General features: G+C 66.7%; 25 protein-coding genes. 9 read left to right on the forward strand and 16 right to left on the reverse strand.

Annotated elements, in window-relative coordinates; all coding sequences use genetic code 11:
- The first annotated feature begins 2 nt into the window (after positions 1–2).
- Positions 3–413, forward strand: coding sequence for an arsenate reductase ArsC (locus tag QSJ60_RS16615; protein ID WP_026937344.1), 411 nt, complete (start codon positions 3–5; stop codon positions 411–413).
- Positions 410–1,495 carry an ArsO family NAD(P)H-dependent flavin-containing monooxygenase gene (locus QSJ60_RS16620; RefSeq protein WP_245575488.1) on the forward strand — a complete coding sequence of 362 codons (1,086 nt, stop codon included), beginning with the start codon at positions 410–412 and terminating at the stop codon, positions 1,493–1,495. Before QSJ60_RS16615 ends, QSJ60_RS16620 begins: the two co-directional genes overlap by 4 nt.
- Positions 1,496–1,512: 17 nt before the next feature.
- Here QSJ60_RS16620 and QSJ60_RS16625 read toward each other — a convergent pair whose 3' ends face one another.
- Positions 1,513–2,700, reverse strand: a complete 1,188-nt coding sequence (locus QSJ60_RS16625) for an MFS transporter (RefSeq protein ID WP_051267044.1) — start codon at positions 2,698–2,700, stop codon at positions 1,513–1,515.
- A 31-nt stretch (positions 2,701–2,731) separates the two neighbouring features.
- Entirely contained in the window at positions 2,732–4,039 is a 1,308-nt protein-coding gene (locus QSJ60_RS16630) for an NAD(P)-binding domain-containing protein (RefSeq protein ID WP_026937341.1), read from the reverse strand.
- An 87-nt stretch (positions 4,040–4,126) separates the two neighbouring features.
- Here QSJ60_RS16630 and QSJ60_RS16635 point away from each other — a divergent pair, with 87 nt between their 5' ends.
- The 5 genes from QSJ60_RS16635 (at position 4,127) to QSJ60_RS16655 (ending at position 8,009) form a co-directional block, all read left to right on the forward strand.
- Entirely contained in the window at positions 4,127–4,480 is a 354-nt protein-coding gene (locus QSJ60_RS16635; protein WP_026937340.1) for an ArsR/SmtB family transcription factor, read from the forward strand.
- 87 nt (positions 4,481–4,567) lie between these two features.
- A complete protein-coding gene (locus tag QSJ60_RS16640) occupies positions 4,568–5,101 on the forward strand; it encodes a hypothetical protein (protein WP_285464668.1) in 534 nt (177 codons plus the stop codon).
- Positions 5,098–6,876 carry a type IV secretory system conjugative DNA transfer family protein gene (locus QSJ60_RS16645; protein WP_026937338.1) on the forward strand — a complete coding sequence of 593 codons (1,779 nt, stop codon included), beginning with the start codon at positions 5,098–5,100 and terminating at the stop codon, positions 6,874–6,876. Before QSJ60_RS16640 ends, QSJ60_RS16645 begins: the two co-directional genes overlap by 4 nt.
- Positions 6,877–6,959: 83 nt before the next feature.
- Positions 6,960–7,418: a single-stranded DNA-binding protein gene (locus QSJ60_RS16650; RefSeq protein WP_026937337.1), complete on the forward strand. Its 459-nt coding sequence runs from the start codon at positions 6,960–6,962 to the stop codon at positions 7,416–7,418.
- A gap of 18 nt (positions 7,419–7,436) precedes the next feature.
- Entirely contained in the window at positions 7,437–8,009 is a 573-nt protein-coding gene (locus QSJ60_RS16655) for a hypothetical protein (protein WP_026937336.1), read from the forward strand.
- An 8-nt stretch (positions 8,010–8,017) separates the two neighbouring features.
- On the opposite strand, the gene QSJ60_RS16660 is transcribed toward QSJ60_RS16655, so the two are convergent.
- Positions 8,018–8,374 carry a hypothetical protein gene (locus tag QSJ60_RS16660; RefSeq protein ID WP_035733135.1) on the reverse strand — a complete coding sequence of 119 codons (357 nt, stop codon included), beginning with the start codon at positions 8,372–8,374 and terminating at the stop codon, positions 8,018–8,020.
- Between the two features lie 194 nt (positions 8,375–8,568).
- Here QSJ60_RS16660 and QSJ60_RS16665 point away from each other — a divergent pair, with 194 nt between their 5' ends.
- A complete protein-coding gene (locus QSJ60_RS16665) occupies positions 8,569–9,549 on the forward strand; it encodes a DNA-processing protein DprA (RefSeq protein ID WP_285464674.1) in 981 nt (326 codons plus the stop codon).
- 3 nt (positions 9,550–9,552) lie between these two features.
- Here the strand turns inward: QSJ60_RS16665 and QSJ60_RS16670 are convergent, their stop codons facing one another.
- From QSJ60_RS16670 to QSJ60_RS16715, 10 genes are all read right to left on the reverse strand, one after another.
- Positions 9,553–9,759 carry a helix-turn-helix domain-containing protein gene (locus QSJ60_RS16670; RefSeq protein ID WP_026937334.1) on the reverse strand — a complete coding sequence of 69 codons (207 nt, stop codon included), beginning with the start codon at positions 9,757–9,759 and terminating at the stop codon, positions 9,553–9,555.
- Positions 9,760–9,817: 58 nt separating this feature from the next.
- Positions 9,818–11,098 (reverse strand): tyrosine-type recombinase/integrase, encoded by a 1,281-nt coding sequence (locus QSJ60_RS16675; protein WP_285464676.1) that lies wholly within the window; start codon positions 11,096–11,098, stop codon positions 9,818–9,820.
- A 363-nt stretch (positions 11,099–11,461) separates the two neighbouring features.
- Positions 11,462–12,481: a class 1b ribonucleoside-diphosphate reductase subunit beta gene (gene nrdF, locus QSJ60_RS16680; RefSeq protein WP_189085727.1), complete on the reverse strand. Its 1,020-nt coding sequence runs from the start codon at positions 12,479–12,481 to the stop codon at positions 11,462–11,464.
- A gap of 25 nt (positions 12,482–12,506) precedes the next feature.
- Entirely contained in the window at positions 12,507–14,612 is a 2,106-nt protein-coding gene (gene nrdE / locus QSJ60_RS16685; RefSeq protein WP_189085726.1) for a class 1b ribonucleoside-diphosphate reductase subunit alpha, read from the reverse strand.
- 32 nt (positions 14,613–14,644) lie between these two features.
- Positions 14,645–15,064: a class Ib ribonucleoside-diphosphate reductase assembly flavoprotein NrdI gene (gene nrdI, locus QSJ60_RS16690; protein WP_189085725.1), complete on the reverse strand. Its 420-nt coding sequence runs from the start codon at positions 15,062–15,064 to the stop codon at positions 14,645–14,647.
- 57 nt (positions 15,065–15,121) lie between these two features.
- The gene (nrdH, locus tag QSJ60_RS16695) at positions 15,122–15,355 is read right to left on the reverse strand and encodes a glutaredoxin-like protein NrdH (protein ID WP_189085724.1); all 234 of its coding nucleotides are present in this window, start codon (positions 15,353–15,355) and stop codon (positions 15,122–15,124) included.
- Between the two features lie 311 nt (positions 15,356–15,666).
- On the reverse strand, positions 15,667–17,079 hold the full coding sequence (locus QSJ60_RS16700; RefSeq protein ID WP_285464678.1) for an acyltransferase family protein: 1,413 nt from the start codon (positions 17,077–17,079) through the stop codon (positions 15,667–15,669).
- Between the two features lie 175 nt (positions 17,080–17,254).
- Complete coding sequence (locus tag QSJ60_RS16705) at positions 17,255–17,926, reverse strand: response regulator (protein ID WP_189085722.1); 672 nt, start codon at positions 17,924–17,926, stop codon at positions 17,255–17,257.
- On the reverse strand, positions 17,923–19,275 hold the full coding sequence (locus QSJ60_RS16710; protein WP_285464679.1) for a sensor histidine kinase: 1,353 nt from the start codon (positions 19,273–19,275) through the stop codon (positions 17,923–17,925). Before QSJ60_RS16710 ends, QSJ60_RS16705 begins: the two co-directional genes overlap by 4 nt.
- An 83-nt stretch (positions 19,276–19,358) precedes the next feature.
- Positions 19,359–19,943 (reverse strand): HhH-GPD-type base excision DNA repair protein, encoded by a 585-nt coding sequence (locus QSJ60_RS16715; RefSeq protein WP_285464681.1) that lies wholly within the window; start codon positions 19,941–19,943, stop codon positions 19,359–19,361.
- Positions 19,944–20,083: 140 nt separating this feature from the next.
- Between QSJ60_RS16715 and QSJ60_RS16720 the strand changes: the two genes are divergently transcribed.
- The gene (locus tag QSJ60_RS16720; RefSeq protein WP_285465362.1) at positions 20,084–20,458 is read left to right on the forward strand and encodes a VOC family protein; all 375 of its coding nucleotides are present in this window, start codon (positions 20,084–20,086) and stop codon (positions 20,456–20,458) included.
- Between the two features lie 141 nt (positions 20,459–20,599).
- On the opposite strand, the gene QSJ60_RS16725 is transcribed toward QSJ60_RS16720, so the two are convergent.
- The 3 genes from QSJ60_RS16725 to mmsA all read right to left on the reverse strand — a co-directional run bounded on the left by QSJ60_RS16725 (position 20,600) and on the right by mmsA (position 24,756).
- Positions 20,600–21,721, reverse strand: a complete 1,122-nt coding sequence (locus QSJ60_RS16725) for a substrate-binding domain-containing protein (RefSeq protein ID WP_230764579.1) — start codon at positions 21,719–21,721, stop codon at positions 20,600–20,602.
- 96 nt (positions 21,722–21,817) lie between these two features.
- Complete coding sequence (gene mmsB / locus QSJ60_RS16730) at positions 21,818–23,212, reverse strand: multiple monosaccharide ABC transporter permease (protein WP_285464683.1); 1,395 nt, start codon at positions 23,210–23,212, stop codon at positions 21,818–21,820.
- Positions 23,209–24,756 carry a multiple monosaccharide ABC transporter ATP-binding protein gene (gene mmsA, locus QSJ60_RS16735; RefSeq protein WP_285464685.1) on the reverse strand — a complete coding sequence of 516 codons (1,548 nt, stop codon included), beginning with the start codon at positions 24,754–24,756 and terminating at the stop codon, positions 23,209–23,211. Before mmsA ends, mmsB begins: the two co-directional genes overlap by 4 nt.
- Positions 24,757–24,911: the final 155 nt, after the last annotated feature.

The following is a 24,911-nucleotide window of genomic DNA, read 5'->3' on the forward strand; positions in this document are numbered from 1 at the left end:
TCATGACCGATCAGAAGCCGTCAGTATTGTTCGTCTGCGTGCACAACGCCGGGCGCTCGCAAATGGCCGCAGGCTACCTACGTCACCTCGCGGGCAACGCCATCGAGGTGCGTTCGGCCGGGTCGATGCCCGCCGAGCAGATCAACCCTGTAGCGGTCGCAGCGATGCGCGAAGAGGGCATCGATATCACCGCGGAAGCCCCGAAGGTACTCACCACCGAGGCTGTACAGGCCTCCGATGTGGTGATCACGATGGGGTGCGGCGACGCCTGCCCCTTCTTCCCCGGCAAACGCTACGAGGATTGGAAGCTCGATGACCCCGCCGGTCAGGGTATCGATTCCGTCCGGCCCATCCGCGACGACATCAAGGGCAGAATCGAAACCCTCGTCGGCGAACTGCTCGGAAAGCAGTGACCAAGCCTACGCAGAGCCCCTCTGCCATCCCGCTGGCGGATCGGGACCTAGATGTAGTCGTCATCGGTGGCGGCCAGGCCGGACTAGCCGCCGGATACTACCTACGCCGCGCGGGTGTGCGCTTCGTAATCCTCGATGCGTCCGCCGATCCTGGCGGCGCATGGCAGCATGGCTGGAACTCGCTCCGTCTCTTCTCCCCGGCCGAGTACAGCCCACTGCCGGGATGGCCGATGCCAAGGCAGGAAGGCGAGGAGTATCCGACCGCTTCGCACGTCGTCGACTATCTTCGCGCGTACGAGCACCGCTACGACCTCCCCACCCATCGCCCGGTCCGGGTGAGCGCGGTTCGACGTGATGGGGAACAGCTAGCAGTGGACACCGACCACGGCACCTGGCAGGCCGCTCACGTGATCAGCGCGACCGGCACTTGGGGGAACCCCTATGTACCGACGTACCCTGGCGAATCCTCCTATACCGGGAAGCAGCTCCACACTGTCGATTATTCGTCACCCGACTCCTTCCAGGGGAAACGGGTCGCTGTCGTCGGCGGTGGCAACTCTGCGGCGCAGATCCTCGCGGATGTGTCCATGGTCGCTGCGACCCGGTGGTATGCGCAGCGGCCACCCCGGTTCATGCCGGACGACGTCGACGGCCGCGTACTGTTCGACGTCGCAAGCCGTCGAGAAGCCGCGCAACGACACGGAAAACAGACGGCCGGTGTGTCAGCGCTGGGTGATGTCGTCATGGTGGAAAGTGTCCGCGAGGCACGTGATCGCGGTGTCCTCCACACACTCCCGATGTTTCATCAGCTCACCGCCCACGGGGTTATCGAGTCGGACGGCAGCGAGTGGGAGTGCGATGCGGTCATCTGGTGTACCGGGTTTCGGCCCACCCTCGACCACCTCGCACCGCTTCATCTCACGACTCGGGCAGGCGAGCCGCTCACGAACGGGACACGCTCAGCAGATGAACCACGGCTGGACCTACTCGGTTATGGGGATTGGACGGGTATCGCATCGGCGACCATCGTCGGCGCGAGCCGCACAGCCAAGCTCGCCGTCGCAGATATCGTCAATAGCTGACTGGGCGGAAGCCGACGTTATCGCACGTGCGCCAGGGGCGATCGGGTTTCAACACGAGCGCTGGCGATCAGGAGGAGCGTTGCGATACCCGCGATAACAGCCAGCGCGCCGAAGGCGGCCGCGTAGCTGCCGAACGCTCCGGCGAGTACCACGCCGATCCACGGCGCCATCGCTGTTACCAACATGGTGGGTGTTCCGACTATCCCTGAGAGTTGCCCATAGGCGCGCGGCCCCCAACGATCCGTCACAGCGGTGGCCTGGAGAAGGGTCCCGATGCCACGACCGACCCCGGCTGCCATGGAGATTCCCACGAGCACCGCGAACGGGCCGGAAAGGATCGCGAATGCCGCAGCGCTCACGGCGACGATCGCAAACGCTGCCCCGGTGTGCATGGTGAGCGACGCTCGCCGCGCGAAGGCGGTGTAGAAGACACGCCCCGCGACCTGCCCGATCCCGCCGAGTCCGAGCACCCACGCAGCTTCGGACGTCGTCAGTCCACGTTCGAGCATCAACGCCATCATCGCGATCAACACCGTATGTATCGCGGCGGATGCGATCGTGAGCCCGGCCGTCAAGAGCCAGAACTGGCCACGGCGGAGAACTCCTGACACGTACCCCCGCTCATCGAGAGACCGAGCTGTGTGGTCAGCGTGCTGTTGGGGTCGCGAATGTCGCAAGAGGATCCAGTGCGCTGGTGCGGTGACTAGTGCCAGAGCGACGGCAGACCACAGGTAAGTGCCACGCCAACCGACAGCCGCCCCAACGTGCGCGACGAGCGGAGCGAACACTGTTGCGGACAGGCCAGCGACCAGCGTGAGCGTGGTCAGTGGCCCGAGGCTGCGCGCGCCGTACCATGAGGTGATGGCCGCGAACGCGGGCTGGTACAGCACGCCCGACATTCCGAATCCCGCAAGGATCCACGCGGCAGCGAACACGATCGAATTGTCAGATGCGGCAACGAGAGCCAGCGCCGCCGCGCTGAGCAAGGACCCGAGGGCCATTACCCAGCGCGGGCCGTGTCGGTCGATGAGCTTCCCGACCGGCACCCCGAGGAGCGCGGACACCACGAGCGACCCTGAGAACGCGAGCGTCACGAACTGGGCAGACCAGCCCGTGTCGCTCACGATTTGCGGTGCAAGAACGGGAAACGCGTAGTACAGCAACCCCCACGACACGGTGACCGTGACGCTGAGCGTGGCGAGCATCACACCCAGCCGCGGCGGGCGTTCTCGCACGTCACACAGTGAGCGTCAGCGATACCGGCTTGGGAGCACAACACGAGCCCGCGCCGCTCACCGCGTCTGGGGCGTCGAAGTCGCCAGCGCCTCCGCACACGCCCGTGTCGGGGAGCACGAGATCGACTCGTGCGGCAGCCTCGTGATCGCCCGCGATCTCCGCCACCACGCTACGCACCTGCTCGAACCCGGTCAGTGCGAGGAAGTTCGGCGCACGACCATAAGACTTCGCGCCGACAATATAGAAGCCTTGCTCGGGGTGTGCGAGATCCGCCGCGCCGGTCGCACGAATCGACCCGCAGGAGTGGAGATTCGGGTCAACCTCCTCCGCGACACGCACCGGGGCCTCAAGACGCACATCGAGATCGAGTCGAATCTCAGACAAGAACGACAGGTCGGGACGCAACCCGGTCGCAACGAACACGCGTGCAGCAGGATCGAGTCTCCGCCCGTCTTCTGCGACCAGGACCACCCGGCCGTCCTCGTGCAGAATCTGTTCGGTGCGGAACCCGGTGACCAGGTCGACAAGCCCATCGTCGACGGCCTGCTTCGCGCGCTGCCCGAGCGCTCCGCGCTCCGGCAACTCATCAGCTGTGCCCCCGCCGAAGGTGTTGCCGACCAGGCCGCGACGTAGCACCCACGACACCCGTGTGCCCGGCGCCTCGCGTACCACGGGCGCGAGCAGAGTAATGGCGGTCGCCGCAGAGTGGCCATTGCCGACCACGACCACGTGCTCACCGCCGAATGCCGCTGCCGACTCGCTGGTCGGGATGCCGTAGCTGAGCGCCCCGGCTTCAACCGCCGCCAGCTCACCGAGGGCAGGCAACCCGTCGGCGCCCGCCGGGTTTGGGGTCTGCCACGTGCCCGAGGCGTCGATCACGGCACGAGCATCGATGCGACCCTCGCCCCCATCCGCAAACTGCACGTGCACGACGAAGGGCTGTTCGTCGCGGCCCGCGTCGACCGTGCGGTCACGACCCTTGCGACTGACTCCGACCACGCGCGAGCCGTACCGGACGCGATTGCCCAGCGCCTCAGCGAGCGGGGCGAGGTACCCGTCGATCCACTCCGCTCCGGTCGGAAATCCGCTCTCGGGCTGCACCCAGCCCGTGGACTCTAACAGCCGGGCACTGGCCGCATCGACCAGCTCGGCCCAGTCCGAGAACAAGCGCACGTGGCCCCACTCCGCAACGCCGGAAGCCGCACCCGGTCCCGCTTCCAGCACGAGCGGTTCGATTCCGCGCTCCACAAGATGGGCCGCGGCGACAAGTCCCTGTGGGCCTGCACCAATTACGACGACAGGATTCATTTCATACCTTCTCTTATCGACATTCTTCGATGGGTCAAGCATGTCGAATGCATCGACAAATGTCAATACGTGCGAGAGAATGGATCTATGGCAACCCCGGGAAGTACCACCGAAGAGATCACGGCACGCACGTGCTGCGCGCCCGCAAACGATGCGGCACTCGATGACTCACGTTCGCAGCACCTCGCACAGGTGTTCAAAGCGCTCGGCGACCCCGCCAGAGTAAAGTTGTTCTCACTAATCGTCGCGAGTGCCGACGGTGAGATGTGCGTCTGCGATCTCACCGAGCCCGTGGGGCTCTCACAATCGACTGTCTCACATCACATGAAACTGCTCGTCGAGGCGGGCCTTGTCACTCGTGAACAGCGTGGGCGTTGGGCGTACTACCGGACGGTTGACGGCGCTGTCGAAAAGGCCGCCCGCTCGGTCCTCACCGTCTAGGCCTTCATGCCACCACAAGTTCTCGGTCAGGTGTGGCTGATCGGGGACGTCTGAGATCGATCGCGCGCGACTGAGCACCTTCTTTGCATGAGCAAGCGCAACACTCGAAGTTCATTACCCGATCCCTCCGTCGACCTTCCAATCGCCAGCATCAGCGTCGATGAGCGTGGCGCGATGCACGTCACGTACGACGGACATGAGTTCCCACCTTCGACGCCAGATACAGAATGGAGTCGGGGTCGGTTCGGTGATCTGCTCGACGCACTCTCCGCGCACCGCACGCGCACACTCCGCGTCGAGGTGCACGAGTACGACGGCTCGGTATTCACTGACATCATCCACGCCACTCGCAGCGAGCGCATCGAAGACGAGGTGCCGCTGCCCAGTGCCACGCGGCGAGCGCGCCATCGAACGACTCATCAACTGATCGAGATACGCGGCTCTGGGTTCATCCCCGGTGAGGACGTGACGATTGCGCTCACGCTATCGAGCGCGGAAGGCGCCGCAGACGGCACAGCTCGCGCAGTTGTCGATCTCAGCCACATTGCGGGTCAGAACGCAGAACTCCTGCTCATCGGGCGCATCTCAGGTGTGATTGTCGTCGAGCGGTTGCAGTCATGACGAGCGCCCAGTCTCACAGCCGAGGTCTTGGAGAGGAGCTGACCAACGCCCTCATGATTGGCCTCTTCGCACTGTTCGGTTTCGCCGCCGTACTCCGCGGGGCCGGATCGGTCGCAGCGTTTCTTACTGGTGCTAAGCAGCCTGAAATCGGCTTCGCTGGGGGTGTCAACGTGCTCTTTGCCCCCGCTGACCCCGCCACGGCACTTGGTGCGCACGGCCTCAATGCAGTTGTGTACTGGGTCGTAGCAGTTCTTCTTCTCGGTTTGCTCACCACCGCGATTGTGTGGGCCTGGGCTCGGATACGACGCCATACTCGGGCCCTCACTATCGACCCCCGCAAGCTCCAAGGAACCGCGAGTGGGCACGACGTCGCATCCAGCGCTTCCTCGAAGTCACTCCTTCGTCGGGCTGCGACGCTACGTCCTTCGCTTGAGCATCCGAAGCCGGAGGATGTGGGCTTCTTGCTTGGTCGCTCGCACGGCAAACAGATCTGGGCGAGCGTCGAAGATTCGATCTTGCTGATCGGTCCTCCGCGCTCAGGCAAGGGTCTCCATTTCGTGATCCCGGCCATCCTCGACGCCCCAGGCGCAGTCGTCACAACGTCCACCCGCCCAGACAACCTCACCGTGACGCTCAAGGCACGAGAACGCATGGGCCCTGTCGCGGTCTTCGATCCACAACACCTGGCCGAAGGCATTCCTGCCGGGCTGCGATGGTCACCGATCAGAGGCTGCGAGGATCCGCTCACTGCGATGATCCGAGCGACCGGTCTCGCGGCAGCAACCGAACTCTCCTCTGGTGGTGTCGAAGGTGGCGGCTTCTGGGAGGGCAAGACCCGGGTCGCGCTACAAGCGCTCCTCCACGCCGCAGCCCTCGATCACAGGACCCCTGCGGAACTATTCCGATGGACGCTCGACCCCGCGGCCGCCGCCGAGGCCGTTGCGATCCTCACCGGTTCACCGCTCGCCGCAACCGGATGGGCCGAATCATTGGAAGCAATGCTCGACGCTGACCCGCGCACTCGCGACAGTATCTGGCAGGGAGTGTCGCTCGCACTGGCGTCACTCGCCGACCCCAGGGTGTTGGACGCGGTAAGCCCCACTGAGGGCGAGCACTTCGACCCGGAGCAGTTCATTCGCAGCCGGGGCACGCTATACCTGCTCGCGACCGGAGCTGGTGCCGGAAACAGCGCCGCGCTGGTCGCTGCCTTCGTCGAAGACCTCGTCGAAACCGCGCGCCGCATGGCCGCACGATCACCCGGCGCGAGGCTGGATCCACCGCTACTGCTCGCGCTCGATGAGATCGGGAACCTCGCCCCGCTCCCTTCATTGCCAACCCTCATGGCCGAGGGTGGCGGCACGGGCATCACGACGATGCCGGTGCTCCAATCGCTCGCTCAAGCACGCGACAAGTGGTCAGAAAATCAGGCCGCTGCGATCTGGGACGCAAGCATCGCGAAGATCATCCTCGGCGGTGCATCGAACTCTCGCGACCTCCAAGACCTCTCCACCCTCATCGGCGAACGCGACGAATTCACCGATTCCGTTACGTTCGGCGACTACGGCTCACGCTCCAGTCAGCGCTCCGTCCGCAGAGTCCCCATTCTGCCGCCGGATCGCATTCGGACGCTCCCCTTCGGGTCCGGCGTGATTCTGCTCCGATCGACGGCACCAATCATCACCGATCTACACCCATGGCCGAAACGTGCTGACGGAGAGAAGCTCCGCCTCGATCGTTCGGCGACCGAGGCTCTGCTGGAGCACCCCAAGCATTAGCAAGCACGGGTGACGATCGCGCACCTACCTGTCGCAGCGGCTGAACAAAGGCGGCCGCCTGACCAGACAGGAAGAACATCATCATGTCGATCCACACACAAGAATCCGTCTCGGGCTTTGTCACCTCAGAACCGCAGCTGACCGTCTCGGCTAATGGCAACCCGCGCCTCTACTTTCGCTTCGGGCAAGAACACTTCCGCCGCGAGGAAGACGGCACATTCACGCAACTGGAGTCGAGCTTTCACCACCTCGTCATGTTCGGGCGTTCCGCCGAACGCGCTTCAGAACGATTTTCCAAGGGCGACAACTTCATAGCTGAGGGATATCAACGACCCGTAAGCTACGAGCGCGAAGGTCAAAGCGTCGAGAGCGAGGAGTTCGTCGCAAAGCGGATCGGCCACGACGCGGCCCGCACCCGGTACGAAGTCGACCGCTCACCCCGCAAGACCGCCTCGCGGAGCAGCGCCGACAAAGAGCAGCGCCGTGCATTTGCACCCCGAACCTCGGGAGCCGTGAATGGTGCTCCGTCTCTCGGGTACTGAGCCGGATCGGAGCAGCACATGAACGAGCACAGCATCCCCGGCGAAGACAACGAGAACATCCAGGCTGAGCGGTTTGAGCCGGATCTCGTCGCAGAGCCGCCACATCCCATCAACTGGAACCTCCTCACATCGCAAGACCTCGAAGAAGAACTCCTCGAACTCAATCGCTGGGTGAACTGGCTCCGCACGGAGTACGGCCTACCCGCCGCGGTGATTCCACCGGTCTGGCATCGTCACCCCGAGTTGTTCTGGGAGCTTTCCGCACTCCACCTGCATTGGCTGTGCGCCTACGACGCCAACCAAGACGGCTCAGCACCGTTCGGTTGGCATCGCGACTTCGCAGAGGCCCGTCAGCGTCTGCGCGACTGGGTGACGGCCAGCGGCACGCGACTTGACCGAGATCGCCCGACGCGGCAAACCGTCTGGCCGGGCGAGGAACGCACCGTCGACATCGTGGAGCAGACCATCACGGATCGGGATGCAGATTTCGTACAGTTCGTTCTCGAACAGGTTGAGGCGCGCAGGGCCGCAGAGGATGCGTTCTACGCAAGTATCGACGATCGGCCCGGGGAGGTGTCTGGTCAGGAGTAGTCCAGCCTTCATGTGCCGACGAGTTCCCCGTGATGTTCGTGGCGCGCTTGCTCGCGACGTGCCACGGCTTCGTCGTGTCGCGCACGGATGAGAAGTGCCACGGAGATCGGGCCGATCACGACGTATTTCAACGCGTTCCACAGGCACAGCAGGATGACGAGGTTGAGCCAACCTGGGGCGCCATCGCCGACCCCAGATGAGCACCAATACGCGAGCACGATGTACGGCGCAGCCAAGAGCATCGCGGGAACGCCCCATTTCAGGCCACGGCGTCGCCGGATCCGGCCCAGCACAATGTTCGTGGGTGCGTATCGCTGCAGAACTGCATAGATGAAGCTGCTGACCGTCAATATCAAACGGATCATGATGGGGCCTATCGTCACACGTCGATCTCCGTCGAGGAAGCAGCATGTGAATCGAACGCCCGAGAGGGCCGCCCCGAAGGGCCCGCAGAGTTGGGAACCTGCTTCGTCTCCCAGGGTACGCCTACTCCGTATGAGTCGAAAGGGGCAGCATTCGAACACCTTCTCAGTGAGATCTCACCTCGAAGGAGGCCATCATGCCCACGCTCTCGAATCTCGCGAAAGATGAGCGAACTGCCCGCCAGGTGCTGTCATTGATCGGCACCCCGAACGACGCCGCAACGGGCGCACTCCTCGAACGAGTCGGTGGGGTCGAACTCATCGCACTGGTCGAGCGCGACACCGCGATTCCCGGGATGGATCGAATCGAAGCGGCAATCTGGCGAGATCGATTGCAATCACGCGCGAATCCCAATCAGGTCGCCTCGCGGTTGCTCACTGAGAACGACTATCGGGTGCTCGTACCCGAGGACTCAGAGTGGCCCGCCGCCCTCAATGACCTCCGCGAGCGAGCCCCGTACGCGCTCTGGGCTGCGGGACGTGCAGAACTTCTCAGCGCGCAGCCCTCTCAACTGATCACGATCACTGGCGCCCGGGCGGCGACCGCTTACGGCGTGCACGTTGCCGAGGACATCTCCAGCGAGCTGGCCCGGAACGGCAAGACTCTCGTCGCCGGTGCTGCCTACGGTATCGAAGGCTCCGTACACAGGTCTGCGCTCATCGAGAGCGGCAACACGATCGCGGTACTTGCCTCGGGCGTCGACCGCCCCTATCCCGCAGGTCATGCTGACCTCATTGCGAGCGTTTCACGCCAAGGGCTGGTGCTCTCTGAGTTACCGCCAGGGGTCAGCCCAACCCGTCAGCGTTTTCTGGATCGTTCCCGTATCCTTGCAGCGCTGTCTGGCGCCACCATCGTCGTTGAAGCGGGGTTTCGGTCTGGAACGCTGCACACAGCTCGGGAGGCTGGGCACTTGGATCGCATCGTTGGCGCTGTCCCCGGGCCCGTTACCTCCGCCGCCAGCGCCGGAACGAATCATCTGCTTCAGGAGGGGAGCGCACGCGTCGTCACCAACGCATCGGACGTCACGCGGATGCTTGACACTGCGAACGCCCCCAGGCGGAGCGTCATCCACCTGGGGGCGTCGCGTGCCGTTCTGCCGAACAACCGCGCGCTGTAACCGCTATCTCATCGTTGGGATCTCCACGACGAGACTCTTTCGCAGTTCATCCATGTCAACCCGGATGAGGCGCCCGACCCGGTACCCGCGAACCGTGCCGTCGGAGATTCGACGCCGGATCGTCTTGACTGAGACGCCCAGGCTTTCGGCCGCGACGGTAAGAGAGACCAGGTCGGGTTCGTGCTCCTCGCTGCGAGTTCGAGAGTTCATGGCAGTGCCTTCCTGTGAATGGATTGGTGTTACCTCACAGGTGTCCGCGGCTGTCCGCTTACGACTCCTCCCCTGCGTTCTTCCGGGCGAGGTTCGGGTCGAGGGTCGCTGCGACGCGTGCGCTCATCCGATCCGCCAGCTCTCGGTCGCGATTCATGGTGGCGTGCTGGTATCGCAGCACGATGTGAATGTCGGCGTGCCCGCCCCTGCGCATCAGCTCAGCGAGCGTCGCACCTTCCTGAGCGAAGATCGTCAGCCCAGTGTGACGCAGATCGTGGAAGCGGAAACGGTGTGGCAACCCGTCAACGCTGTCGCGTACGTCGGCCCAGATATAACCCCAGCGGGTATTCGAGAGCGGCATGCTGCCGCGAATGCTTGCCGGGACAAGCGGAGCCTTGTCTTCGCTTGCGACGTGGTCTTTGAGGTGCTGCTTCAATCGATCGGTCATGAGCTTCGGGATGCTCAGCGACCGCCTGCCCGCTTCGCTCTTCAGGTCGGTGTAGTCGCCAGTGTTGGCGTTCAACTGACGTCGCACGTGCAGAGTCGCACTGCCGTCATCATGCCACTCGACATCACGCCGTTGCGCGCCCAGACATTCCCCACGTCGCAACTGACACCAGGCGGCGAGCTGCACCATGATCGCCCACTGGTCCGGAACCGCTTGATACAAGGCCTCCACCTGTTTCGGTGTGATGATGTCCTCGCTTTCATCATGGTCGGCATCATGACGAACCGATTCCTGGCGGGGAATCGAGACGCTTGGCGCCGCAGGAATGATGCCGTCGCGGGCCGCTTGACGCAGGATCATCATGAGCACGATCAGCACCGGCCTTGTGATGCCGTTGAACTTCGATTTCGGGTTCAGCGGCGCCGGGATCTGGTCGAGTCGATCTGTCATCATGCGGATGCGGTTGACGTCGATGTCCCGGATTGGGGTGTCTCCGAACTCAGGGACGAGATAGCCAGAGACCTTGCCTTGATACGAGCGGACGGTCCCGACGGCACGTATCTTGCCGCTTCGGTTCGGCTCAGTCTTGATCATCTGCAACCAGCGCTTCGAGTACTCCTCGAAGCCCATGGATCGCGACTGCTCAGCGGCAGTCTCGGCGCGGCGTCGCTCCGCAATGACCTCTGGTGGCTCCCACAAGCCGAGCGAGATCTTCGAGTGCATCGACGCGAGCCACTTCCGCGCATCGGTCTTCGTGACGAACGTCAGCGCCTTGTCGTCCTCGGTTCGTGCCGGGTACATCTCGCCATCTGGCGCGGGATAGCGGGCCTGCCAGCGACCCGACGGGAGCTTGCGCAACCGACCCCAGGCCTCGCGTTTCACCGTGCTCATGATGACCTCCCGTGGACTCGAACAGCCGCTCGTGGACCGTCGTGCCCCTCCGTGCCCCTCACGTTGCGCAGGCCCAGAGATCCGCAGCATTCCGCGGAAGTTGAGCCTTTGCGTTCACATCGAGGGGCACGATGGGGCACGGCGTTGGGCGTCAGCCGAACCCCGATTCGGTTCGGATCGCACCTCCTTGCCCACGTCGAAGGTGCACGCGTGCCCCCTGCGTGCCCCACTGAATGGATATTCCTGGTCATCTCTGTTCTCCTCTGTCGTCGAACAGAGGGCATAAAAACGGCCCGAACCCGCGAGATTTCGCGGATCCGGGCCGTTGACCAGGCTTTTCAGCCGGGGCTTCTCAGAAAACTTCTAGAAGTCCCAGTCCTCGTCCTCGGTGTTGACCGCCTTGCCGATGACGTACGACGAGCCCGACCCGCTGAAGAAGTCGTGGTTCTCGTCGGCGTTCGGCGACAGCGCCGAGAGGATCGCCGGGTTCACGTCGGTGACCGACTTGGGGAACATCGGCTCGTAGCCGAGGTTCATGAGCGCCTTGTTGGCGTTGTAGTGCAGGAACTTCTTGACGTCCTCGGTGAGACCGACGCCGTCGTAGAGGTCCTGCGTGTACTGCACCTCGTTGTCGTAGAGCTCGTAGAGCAGCGAGAAGGTGTAGTCCTTGATGTCCTCGCGCTCGGCCTCGCTCACGAGCTCCAGCCCGCGCTGGAACTTGTAGCCGATGTAGTACCCGTGCACGGCCTCGTCGCGGATGATGAGGCGGATGAGGTCGGCCGTGTTGGTGAGCTTCGCCCGGCTCGACCAGTACATCGGCAGGTAGAAGCCGGAGTAGAACAGGAAGCTCTCGAGCAGGGTCGAGGCGACCTTGCGCTTGAGCGGCGAGTCGCCGCGGTAGTACTCCATCACGATGGAGGCCTTCTTCTGCAGGTTCTCGTTCTCGACCGACCAGCGGAACGCGTCGTCGATCTCCTTCGTCGAGCAGAGCGTCGAGAAGATCGAGGAGTAGCTCTTCGCGTGCACCGACTCCATGAAGGCGATGTTGGTGTACACGGCCTCCTCGTGCGGGGTCAGCGAGTCGGGGATGAGCGAGACCGCGCCGACGGTGCCCTGGATCGTGTCGAGCAGGGTGAGGCCGGTGAAGACGCGCATCGTGAGCTGCTGCTCCTCTGGCGTCAGCGTGTTCCACGACTGGATGTCGTTCGACAGCGGCACCTTCTCGGGCAGCCAGAAGTTGTTCACCAGGCGGTTCCAGACCTCGAGGTCCTTGTCATCCTGGATCTTGTTCCAGTTGATCGCGTTGACGTGGTCGACGAGCTTGATCTTGCCGGCGTGCGCCGGGTCGTTCTTCGCGGAGTTGACCGGATCGGTGAGAGTCATCGGTGGGGGTCCTTCGTTCCAGCCGTTAGAGCGTGCAGCTCACGCACATGTCGAGCTCGGTGCCCTCGAGGGCCATCTGCCGCAGGCGGATGTAGTAGATGGTCTTGATGCCCTTCTTCCACGCGTAGATCTGCGCCTTGTTGATGTCGCGGGTCGTCGCGGTGTCCTTGAAGAAGAGGGTGAGCGAGAGGCCCTGGTCGACGTGCTGCGTCGCCGCGGCGTAGGTGTCGATGACCTTCTCATAGCCGATCTCGTAGGCGTCCTGGTAGTACTCCAGGTTGTCGTTCGTCATGAAGGCGGCCGGGTAGTACACGCGCCCGAGCTTGCCCTCCTTGCGGATCTCGATCTTCGAGGCGATCGGGTGGATCGACGCCGTCGAGTTGTTGATGTACGAGATCGAGCCGGTCGGCGGCACCGCCTGCAGGTTCTGGTTGTAGATGCCGTGCTCCTGGATCGAGGCCTTGAGCTCGCGCCAGTCGTCCTGGGTGGGGATGTGCACGTTCGAGTCGGCGAACAGACCCGCCACCTTCTCGGTCGCCGGCACCCACTCCTGCTCGGTGTACTTGTCGAAGAACTCGCCCGAGGCGTACTTCGAGTCGGCGAAGCCGTCGAACACCTCGCCGCGCTCGATCGCGATCTTGTTCGAGGCGCGCAGCGCGTGGAACAGCACCGTGTAGAAGTAGATGTTCGTGAAGTCGACGCCCTCTTCGGACCCGTAGAAGACGCGCTCGCGGGCGAGGTAGCCGTGCAGGTTCATCTGCCCGAGGCCGATGGCGTGCGACTTGTCGTTGCCGTCCTCGATCGAGCGCACCGAGGTGATGTGGCTCTGATTCGACACCGAGGTGAGGCCGCGGATGGCGGTCTCGACGGTCTTGCCGAAGTCGGGCGAATCCATCGTGAGCGCGATGTTCAGCGAGCCGAGGTTGCAGCTGATGTCCTTGCCGATGACGTCGTAGGAGAGGTCCTCGTGGTAGGTCGTCGGCGTGTTGACCTGCAGGATCTCGCTGCAGAGGTTCGACATGTTGATGCGGCCCTTGATCGGGTTCGCCTTGTTCACCGTGTCCTCGAACACGATGTAGGGGTAGCCCGACTCGAACTGGATCTCCGCGAGGGTCTGGAAGAACTCGCGCGCGTTGATCTTGGTCTTCTTGATGCGCGCATCGTTCACCATGTCGCGGTAGTTCTCGGTGAGCGGCACGTCGCCGAAGGGCTTGCCGTAGACCTTCTCGACGTCGTACGGCGAGAAGAGGTACATGTCCTCGTTGTTCTTCGCGAGCTCGAACGTGATGTCGGGCACGACGACGCCGAGGGACAGCGTCTTGATGCGGATCTTCTCGTCGGCGTTCTCGCGCTTGGTGTCGAGGAAGCGCATGATGTCGGGGTGGTGCGCCGAGAGGTACACCGCGCCGGCGCCCTGACGCGCGCCGAGCTGGTTGGCGTAGCTGAAGGAGTCTTCCAGCAGCTTCATCACGGGGATGATGCCGGAGGACTGGTTCTCGATCTGCTTGATCGGCGCACCCGACTCGCGGATGTTCGAGAGCAGCAGTGCGACGCCGCCGCCGCGCTTGGAGAGCTGCAGCGCCGAGTTGATGCCGCGGGCGATCGACTCCATGTTGTCCTCGATGCGGAGGAGGAAGCAGGAGACGAGCTCGCCGCGCTGGGCCTTGCCCGTGTTGAGGAAGGTCGGCGTGGCGGGCTGGAAGCGGCCGGCGATGATCTCCTCGACGAGGTCGATGGCGAGCTGCTCGTCGCCGCGGGCGAGGCCGAGCGCGGTCATCACGACGCGGTCCTCGAAGCGCTCGAGGTAGCGCTTGCCGTCGAAGGTCTTCAGCGTGTAGCTCGTGTAGTACTTGAACGCGCCGAGGAAGGTCTCGAAGCGGAACTTCTTCGAGTAGGCGAGGTCGTTGAGCTTCTGGATGAACTCGAAGGAGTACTGATCGAGCACGGCCTGCTCGTAGTACTCCTTCTCGACGAGGTAGTCGAGCCGCTCCTTCAGCGAGTGGAAGAAGACGGTGTTCTGGTTGACGTGCTGGAGGAAGTACTCGCGCGCCGCCTCGCGGTCCTTCTCGAACTGGATCTCGCCGTTCGGACCGTAGAGGTTCAGCATGGCGTTGAGGGAGTGGTAGTCCATTCCGCTCGACCCCCGGGGCGCCTCGATCAGAGCTACGCCGTCAGTCGTTGCTGCTGTGCTTGCCAAAATGCGTCCAATCCCTCGTCGACGGCGCGAACGTCGTCTGGTGTTCCGAATACTTCAAATCGATAGAGATGCGGCACGGCGCACTTGGCGGCGATGATGTCGCCGGCCAGGCAGTAGCCGGTGCCGAAATTGGTGTTGCCGGCGCCGATGACGCCGCGGATGAGCGCCCGGTTCGCCGGGTCGTTGAGAAAGCGGATGACCTGCTTCGGGACGGCGCCATTGCCGTCGCCTCCGCCGTAGGTCGGCACGACGAGCACGAACGGCTCGTCGGCGTGGAGCGGCTCATCGCGGGCGTACAGCGGGATGCGGTCGGCCGGACGGCCGAGCTTCTCCATGAAGCGCTGCGTGTTGCCCGAGACGCTCGAGAAGTAGACCAGGTTCGTCATGTTCCCTCCCTCACGTCGTGCACGGCCGGATCTCGTGGAGCTCACCGACCGCCATGACTACGCGAGGCGGGCGGCCAGCTCGTCGATCTTGTCGGGGCGGAAGCCCGACCAGTGGCCGTCGTCGGTGATGACGACCGGGGCCTGCAGGTAGCCGAGCTCTTTCACCTGCGCGAGCGCCTGCTCGTCGACAGAGAGGTCGAGCACTTCGTACTCGATGCCCTTGCTGTCGAGGGCGCGATACGTCGCGTTGCACTGCACGCAGGAAGGCTTGGTGTAGACCGTGACCGTCATGATTTCCCCTCGTTCTCGAGCCCCTCGGGGAGCTCGCCCCCGGTTCGTAGCTGGTGCCTTCGATACTACATCTTGTGTTCACCCAGCGGGGCGGCCACAACATGCTGTAGTTACATTCGTGTAGTTATCCACGGGGTTATCCACGGGATTTCCCCAGCCCGGCCGCCCCGGATTCGGCGGAAATCCGCCCTTCCGGGCCCTGTTATCCACAACGCTCACGACCCAGGAAAAAGTCCTTGTGGACAGTCGCCCCGGCGTGTCGCGGCGTGTCGCTGAGCCCCAATACCTTGGGGCCCTCGCCGGGCCGACCCCTACATCTGGTGTTGTGGGATCAGCTTCCCACCGACCACCGACATTCCGGCCTCGACACGCGCCACCAGGGCTGCACGTCCGTGCAGGCGGGGCGGCCGGGCGCCCAGCAGCGCGACGCCGAGCAGCGCGAGCGAGACGAGGGCCGGCACCGGGGCGAAGCCCACGACGAGGGCGGTGCCGACGCCGAGCACCCCGGCCGGCACGGCGAACCAGGCCGGCACGCGCGGCAGCTCGCCTGCGAGCGCGCGCGCCCGCGGCATCCGCCCCGTCCCGTCGTCGCCCTCGCGACCCGAGCTGCGCGAGCCGCGCTCCCAGCGGGCGAAGGCGCGCACGGCGAGCGCCGTGACCGCCGCGGCCCCCAGGAGCCAGAGCGGCCGCGTCGCCCACCACTCGGCGCTGAGCGGCTCGGGCAGCACGAGCCCGAAGCTCGCGTTCGCGGCGAGCAGGCCGGCCGCGAGCAGCACGAAGGCCGGCAGGTGCCAGAGGTACATCGTCATCCCCCACTCGCCGAAGCTCGCGACGACGCGGGCCGGGCCGCGGCGCTCCGCCCAGCGGCCGAGGGGGCGCCGCACGAGCGAGAAGAGGGCGAGCTGCGCGGTGCCGAGCAGCACGAGGCAGACCGTGGGCGGGTTGAGGTTCTGCAGCAGGTCCGGCGTGTACGGGCCGGAGAGGGTGATCGCGAGCAGCCCGCCGAGCGCGCAGCCCGCGAGCCGCAGGCGCGCGGTCACCGGCATCCGGTCGACCGTCCCGTCGGCGAGCAGGAAGCCGAGCTGCTGCATCGCGAGCCACACGAAGGCGAGGTTCAGGAAGCCGAGCGCCTCGACACCGGTGGCGAAGCGCAGCGCGTCCACCGCGACGACGGCGCCGACGAGCGCGCCGATCGTCACGCCCGGCCGCCACTCGTGCAGGCGCACCATGAGCGGCACGAGCGCGGAGGCGCCGAGGTAGACGGCGAGGAACCAGAGCGGCTGGCCGATCCGGAACGAGGCCGTCTGCACGATTTCGGCCGGCACCCCGGCCGCGGCGAGCCCGGCCAGCGCGAGCCCCACGACGGCGACGAGCGGCACGGCGGGGCGCACCAGCCGGGTGATCCGGTCGCGCACGAAGCCCGCCGCGTCGACGCCGCGGGCCCGGCGCCGTTGCCAGGCGGTCCAGCCCGAGAACCCGCCGATCAGGAAGAAGAGCGGCATGATCTGCACGACCCAGGTCGCCGGGGCGAGGTACTCCCAGCCCTCGAGCGCGTTCTCGAGCACCGGCCCGCCGGGTCCGACGCTCACGCCGACCATCATCGCGTGCAGCAGGAACACGACGGCGAGGCATCCGGCCCTGGCCGCGTCGATCGCCGTGTCCCGCGCCGGCTTCGTGCCCGCCGCGGCGCGCCCTGCGGCGCTCGCCTGGATCGTCGCGTCCATCGGGATCCCCTCCGCCGGCGGTCCCTCCCCCGGCTCCCGCAGGCTATGGACGCGGCACCGGCCGGGGCATCACCCGGTGGAACGGTTCGTGCCCCCTACCTCGGTAGGGGGCACGGGGCGGCGGATGGCCCGACGGGCGGATGCCTCGGGGCGCGCGCTCCGCGCGCCGAGCCGCTCAGCGGGCGGGCGAGACGAGCCCGGTGTCGTACGCGAAGACGACCGCGTGCACCCGGTCGCGGAGCCCGAGCTTCTGCAGGATCTTGCTCACGTGCGTCTTCACCGTCTGCTCGGCGATGAACAGCTCGGCCGCGATCTCCTGGTTCGAACGGCCTCGGGCGATGCGCACGAGCACCTCCCGTTCGCGCTCGGTGAGCGCCGAGAGCAGGTGCTCGTCGACGGGGCGCGCGGGCGCCTGCTTCGCCACGTCCTCGATGAGCCGGCGGGTCACGCTGGGCGCGAGCAGCGCCTCCCCCGCGGCGATCACCCGCACCGCGCGGGCGACCTCGTCGGGCAGCGCGTCCTTCAGCAGGAAGCCGCTCGCCCCCGCGCGCAGCGCCTGGTACACGTACTCGTCGATGTCGAAGGTCGTGAGCATGAGCACCCGCGGCACGTAGTCGCTCGAGCGCGGCGGGGTCTGCAGGGCGCGGGTGGCCTCGATGCCGTTCGTGCCGGGCATCCGCACGTCCATGACGATCACGTCGGGCCGCAGCTCGTGCGCGAGCCGCACCGCCTCGGCGCCGTCGGAGGCCTGGCCGACGACCTCGATGCCGGGCTGCGCGTCGAGCACGGCGGCGAAGCCGGCGCGCACCATGGCCTGATCGTCGGCGACGAGCACGGTGATGGTCATCCGGCGGTTCCTCCAGGGCTGGCCTCGGCGATCACGGGCAGCACGGCGGCGACCCGGAAGCCGCCCGACTCGGTCGGCCCCGTCTCGATCGTGCCACCGACGAGCCGCGCGCGCTCGCGCATGCCGAGCAGGCCGTGCCCCGCGTCGCCGTCGGGACGGCCCGCGGCGGCCCGATCGCGGCCGGCTGCGTCGGCGGCCGGCGTGTTCACCACCTCCACGAGAAGGCGCGTGCCGTCGCCGTGCACCTCGACGGCGGCCTCCGCGCCGGGCGCGTGGCGCAGCACGTTGCTGAGCGCCTCCTGCACGATCCGGTACGCGGCCTGGCCGACCGCGGTCGAGACGGGGGCGGTCGTGACGATGCGAGCGTCGACGACGAGCCCCGCGCGGCGCACGCTCGATACGAGCGGGCCGATCTCGGCGAAGCCGGGCTGCGGGGCGGTCTCGGCCTCGGCGTCCGGATCCCGGAGGACCGCGAGCAGCTCGCGCATCTCGGCCATCGCGGCGCGCGCGTTCGCGGCGATCTCGCCGAACTCGGCGGTCGCCGCCTCGTCGAGGCCGCTCAGCCGGTACGGGGCGCTCGTCGCCTGCACCTGCACGATCGACATGCGGTGCGCGACCACGTCATGCAGCTCGCGGGCGATGCGGGTGCGCTCCTCGGCGACGAGCCGGCGCTCGTGCTCGGAGGCGCTCGTGCGGCGCTCCGCCTCGAGCGTGTCGGCGACGCGGGCGCGCAGCACCCGCAGGAGCCAGGCGAGCCCGAGCACCCCGGCGCTCACGGCGGCGCCGGTCACGAAGCTCGCCGCGATGGTCGACGGCTCCTCGGCGCGCGCCGGCGGCAGCACCGCGGCGATCGAGCCGAACACGGTGCCGCCCCACAGCACGACGGCCGGCAGGAAGCGGCCGCGCAGGGCGAGGATGACGAGCCCGGCGCAGAGGGCGAGCAGCATCGGCACGCTGATCGGCCACGGCGCCCCGGGCGGCGGCACCGCGAGCGCGAAGAACGCGGCCTGCCCGCCGAGGCCGGCGATCGCGCCGGGCCACGCCCAGCGCATCGCGAGCGGCAGGCCGCCCGCCGCGAGGAGCGCGACGCCGAAGGCCGCCGCCACGGGCACCCCGTAGAGCGAGGCCGACACCGGCACCAGCACGGAGAACAGCGCGACGGCGACGAAGATCACGGCGAACCAGCTGAGCACGAGGCCGGGCCAGGCATCCGTCTCGGTGAGACGCGGGCGTCGGCGGACCGTCACCGCCGAAGTCGGCGGCGTCGGCGCCGCCTCCGCGGCGGCCGCGACGAAGCCCTCCGGCGGCGCGGGCGCCTGCGGGGCTGCGGGGGCGGCGGGATCGGTCATGGCACCATGCTCGCACCGGCCCGCGCCCGGGGCATCCCCCGGCGGTGGTGTTCGCGCCCCCTACCGCGGTAGGGGGCGCCGGCTCAGCCCTTCGCCGCCTTCGCGGCCTTCGCTTGCGCCTTCATCTCCTGCTTGTGCGCACGCACCTTCTGCAGCGACTCCGGGCTCACGATGTCGGCGACCGAGGCGAAGCTGCCCGCCTCGCCGTAGCCGCCGGCCGCCTCCCGCCAGCCCGGCGCCTCGAGGCCGCACTGCTTGCCGAGGAGGGCGAGGAAGATGCGCGCCTTCTGCTCGCCGAAGCCGGGCAGCGCCTTCAGCCGCTTCAGCACCTCGGCGCCGCTCGGCTCGCCGCGCGTCCAGATCTGGCTCGCGTCGCCGCCCCACTCCGTCTCGACCGCGGCCGCGAGCTGCTGCACGCGGCCCGCCATCGAGCCCGGGTAGCGGTGCACCGCCGGCGTCTGGCTGAAGAGCTCGACGAGTCGCTCCGGATCGGTCGCGGCGATCGTCGCAGGGTCGATCGAGCCGAGGCGCTCGCGGATCTTCTGGGGACCGGCGAACGCGGTCTCCATGGCGACCTGCTGGTCGAGCAGCATGCCCGTGAGCAGGGCGAAGGGATCGTTCGAGAGCAGCTCGTCGGCCGACTGCTCCCCCGTGATGTGCAGTGCCATGCCCCCATCCTCGCACCGCCCGCGGCGAAGGGGGATGGCGGATGTCGGCGGATCGTGCTCGGATGGCCCCGTCGGAGCCCTCCGGCGAACCACGATCCCACCGCATCCGCGAACCAGGAGGAGGCATCATGCCGCTCGAGATGGACGTGAAGATCGAACTCATCCACGTGCCCGTGAGCGACGTCGACCGCGCCAAGGCGTTCTACGTCGAGCAGTGCGGCTTCGTCGCCGACCACGACGTGCAGGTCAGCGAGACGCTGCGCTTCGTGCAGGTGACCCCGCCGGGCTCCGCCTGTTCCATCGCCTTCGGCGAGGGGCTCGGCGCGACGCTCGCGCCCGGGTCGCTCGACGTCATCCAGGCGGTCGTCCCGGACGCGGATGCCGCGCTCGCGCAGCTGCGGGCGGCCGGCGTCGACGCGCAGGGCGTCGACGAGCAGGTCTGGGGGCGCTTCGTGACGTTCGCCGACCCCGACGGCAACCGCTGGACCCTGCAGCAGCTGCCCGCGCGCGACTGAGCCGCGCTCGTCGGCGCCCGGGGGTGGACCGGGACACCGCCCACCCCCGGACGCCGACGGCTCCCGCCCCTTCCGGAGCGGGAGCCGCCATGCGGGCTTCGGGTCTGCCCCGGCATCCTCAGGACGCCGTTGCCGATCCGATCAGCCGGCCTGCTTGACGATGTCGAGCAGGTTCGGGTTGTTCGCGTACGCCTCCGCCGCGTTCTCCTTGGTCACGATGACCGGAGCGAGGAGGTACGCCGGCACGACCTTCACGCCGTTGTCGTACTGCTCGGTGTCGTTGACCTCGGCCTCGTCGCCCTTCTGGAGCTGCTGGATCATCTTGATCGTCTGCTCGACGAGGAGCGAGGTGTCCTTGTTGATGGTCGAGTACTGCTCACCGGCCATGATCGACTTCACCGACTCGACCTCGGAGTCCTGACCGGTCACCGTGATCTTCGAGATGTCCTTGCCGGCCTGCTTCGCCGAGGTGATGATGGCGCGGGCGAGGGTGTCGTTCGGCGAGAGCACGCCGTCGATGTTCGCCGAGGTGTAGTTCGCGGCGAGGATCGAGTCCATGCGGCTCTGCGCGTTCTCGGCCTTCCAGCCCTGCGTCGCGGTCTGCTGGATGTCGGTCTGCCCCGAAACGACGACGAGCGTGCCGTCGTCGATCTTCGGCTGCAGCACGTCCATCGCACCGTTGAAGAACACGGCCGAGTTCGCGTCGTCAGGCGAGCCGGAGAAGAGCTCGATGTTCCACGGCGCCTCGTGGCCCGAGCGGGCGGCGAGCCCGTCGAGGAGGGCCTGGCCCTGCAGCTGACCCACCTTGAAGTTGTCGAAGGCGACGTAATAGTCGACGTTCGGCGTGTTCTCGATGAGCCGGTCGTAGGCGATGATCTTCACGCCCGCGTCAGCCGCCTGCTGCAGCTGCGTGCCGAGCTGCTTGCCGTCCTTCGCGCCGATGACGATGACCTTCGCGCCATTCGTCACCATCGACGAGATCTGGTTCTGCTGCTCGGCGACGGTGTTCGAGGCGGGCGCGTACTGCACGTCGGGGTTGAAGCCGGCCGCCTTCAGGCCGTCCTCGAAGAGCCCGCCGGCGAGCACCCAGTTCTCGCTGGTCTTGTCCGGCAGGGCGATGCCGATCGTCGCGTCGGCCGCGAAGCCGGCCGAGTCGGTCGACTCGCCGCCGCCCGATCCGCCGCCGCGGTCCGAAGAGCAGCCGGAGAGCGCGAGGGCCGCCGCCGCGGCGACCGCGGTGGCTGCGAGAGCGATCTTCTTCATTGATCAGTCACTTTCTCTTGGTGTCCCGGGGCGGCTGCCACGAGAGGGGGAGGTGCGTTCCGGCATCCGCCGCGGACAGCGCCGCGGGGTACCGGGTCAGAGCCGGGCGACGTCGCGGGGCTCGGACGATTCGTTGGTGCCGGAGCTCGGCACGACGGCGGGCGGCTCGGTCGGCCCCTGCTCCTCGAGGCGGGTGCGCCGGCGGCGCGACCACAGCCCGAGGATCGACGGCCGGCCCTGGCTCTTGCTCCACACGTCGACGCCGACGGCGAGGAGCAGCACCATGCCCTTGATGATCTGCACCCAGTCGGCGCCGACGCCGAGCAGCTGCAGGCCGTTGTTCAGGAACGCCATCACCAGACCACCGATGATGGAGCCGATGACCGTGCCGATGCCGCCGGACACCGCGGCACCGCCGATGAAGACGGCCGCGATGGCGTCGAGCTCCCAGCCGTTGCCGTCCTGCGGGCCGGAGGCGGTGGAGCGGGCGACGAAGATCATGCCGGCGAGCGAGGCCAGGACCGACATGTTCATCATCACGAAGAAGTCGACCCGGCGGTCCTTCACGCCCGAGAGCGTCGCCGCGAGGCGGTTGCCGCCGACCGCGTAGATGTGGCGGCCGAAGACGGTGCTGCGGGTGATGAAGGAGTACAGGATGACGAGGAGCACGAGGATGATGCCCGAGATCGGGAAGCTCGTGCCGGGTCGGCCGGTCGCGAACAGCCACGCCGCCCAGAGGATGACGCCCGCGAGCAGCACGACCTTGACGACGCTGACCCAGAGCGGCGCCTGCGGCGAGCCCATCTTCTTCTGCACGCCGCGCAGGTGCAGCTCGTTGTAGACGATCCAGGCGGCGCCGAGCACGCCGAGCGCCATCGTCGCGTAGTTGAAGAGGGAGCCGGGGACGTCGGGCAGGTAGCCGGCGCCGATGTAGGTGAACTCGACGGGCACCGGCGTCGTGGTCGACTGGCCGATCCACTGGTTGCCGCCGCGGAAGATGAGCATGCCCGCGAGCGTCACGATGAACGCCGGCACCCCGACGTACGCCACCCAGAAGCCCTGCCAGGCGCCGACGGCCGCGCCGACGAGCAGGCCCAGCACGATCGCGAGCGGCCAGGGCAGGTCCCAGTCGGCCATCGCCTTCGCCACGATGATGCCGGTGAACGCGGCGACCGAGCCGACCGAGAGGTCGATGTGCCCCATGATGATGACCATCACCATGCCGATCGCGAGGATCAGGATGTAGCTGTACTGGTTCACGACGTTGATGAGGTTCGTCGAGGAGAGGGTGAGCCCCGTCCCCTTGATGAGCCACGTCAGCAGCTGGAAGAGCGCGATGATGACGACGAGGCTGCCCAGGATGCCGAACTGGCGCAGGGTCGACTGGCCGTTGCCGAACATCTTGCGCAGGTCGGCGAAGCCGCCCCGCTTCTCGGGCGTTGCGCCGGTCGTCGTGGCGCCCGTGGGGGTCGCGCCGGTCGGAGTGGTCATGCGTTCGCCTTCTTCTTCGCGGAGGTCATGCTGCGCATGAGGGCCTCGGGAGTCGCCTCGGACACGGGCAGGTTGTCGGTGATGCGGCCTTCGAAGACCGTGTAGATGCGGTCGGCGATGCCGAGCAGCTCGGGCAGCTCGCTGGAGATGAGGATGACGCCCTTCCCCTGTGCCGCGAGCTGCTGGATGATCGTGTAGATCTCGTACTTGGCGCCCACGTCGATGCCGCGCGTGGGCTCGTCGAGGATCAGCAGATCGGGGTCGGTGAACATCCACTTCGCGAGGACGACCTTCTGCTGGTTGCCGCCCGAGAGCTTCGCGACGCCCATGTCGACGCTCGGCGACTTGATGCGCAGCTGCTTGCGATAGCTCTCGGCGACCTGCGACTCCTTGAACTCGTCGACGACGTCGAAGCGGGAGATCTTACGGAGCTTCGCGGAGACGATGGAGCGCTTGATCGTGTCGAGCAGGTTGAGCCCGAGCACCTTGCGGTCCTCGCTCACGTACGCGAGGCCGTGGTCGATCGCGGCCTCGACGTCCTTCAGCACGATCTCCTTGCCGTCCTTCACGATCGTGCCCGCGAGGTAGGTGCCGTAGGAGCGGCCGAAGATGCTCATCGCGAGCTCGGTGCGGCCGGCGCCCATGAGGCCGGCGAGGCCGACGATCTCGCCGCGGCGCACCTCGAGGTTCGAGCCCTTCGCGACGAGCCGCTCGGGCACCTGGGGGTGCTGGATGGTCCAGTCGCGCACCTCGAAGAACACCTCGCCGATGTGCGGCGTGCGGTCCGGGTAGCGGCTCTCGAGGGAGCGGCCGACCATGCCGCGGATGATCCGGTCCTCGTCGACGTCGCCGCCGTGCACGTCGAGGGTCTCGATCGCGTGGCCGTCGCGGATGATCGTGATCGCGTCGGCGATCTGCTCGATCTCGTTGAGCTTGTGGCTGATCATGATCGATGCGATGCCGCGGCCCTTGAGGCCGAGGATGAGGTCGAGCAGGTGCTGCGAGTCGTCCTCGTTCAGCGCCGCCGTCGGCTCGTCGAGGATGAGCAGCTTCACGTCCTTCGCGAGCGCCTTGGCGATCTCGACGAGCTGCTGCTTGCCGACGCCGAGGTGCTTGATCTGCGTGTCGGGGTCCTCGGACAGGCCGACGCGGGCGAGCAGGTCGAGGGCCTTCCGCTTCGCGGCCGACCAGTCGATCCGGCCGCCGCGGGCGATCTCGTTGCCGAGGAAGATGTTCTCGGTGATCGAGAGCTCGGGGATGAGCGCGAGCTCCTGGTGGATGATCGCGATGCCGGCCTGCTCGCTCTGGCGGATGTCCCGGAACTGCACCTCCTCGCCGCGGAAGAAGATCTCTCCCGTGTAGGTGCCGTGCGGGTACACCCCGGAGAGCACCTTCATCAGGGTGGATTTGCCTGCGCCGTTCTCGCCGCAGATCGCGTGGATCTCGGCGGGCATCACGGTGAGCGAGACATCGCTCAGCGCCTTCACGCCCGGGAACTCCTTGGTGATGGAGCGCATCTCCAGGATGGGCGGGGGCGCGTTCATCGGCTGCCCGCTCGGGCGCTGGTCGTCATCGACGGAATCACTGATCTGGACCTCGGTGTCGTGTGCTGCTGCGTGTGACGTGATCGTGTGACCGTTCACATCGACACCATGCTGCATCCGCGGGGCGGGCGTGTCAAGCCGGTGCGCGGAACGGG

The sequence above is a fragment of the Agromyces sp. NBRC 114283 genome (genome assembly GCF_030268405.1).
Taxonomy (GTDB): Bacteria; Actinomycetota; Actinomycetes; order Actinomycetales; family Microbacteriaceae; genus Agromyces; species Agromyces mediolanus.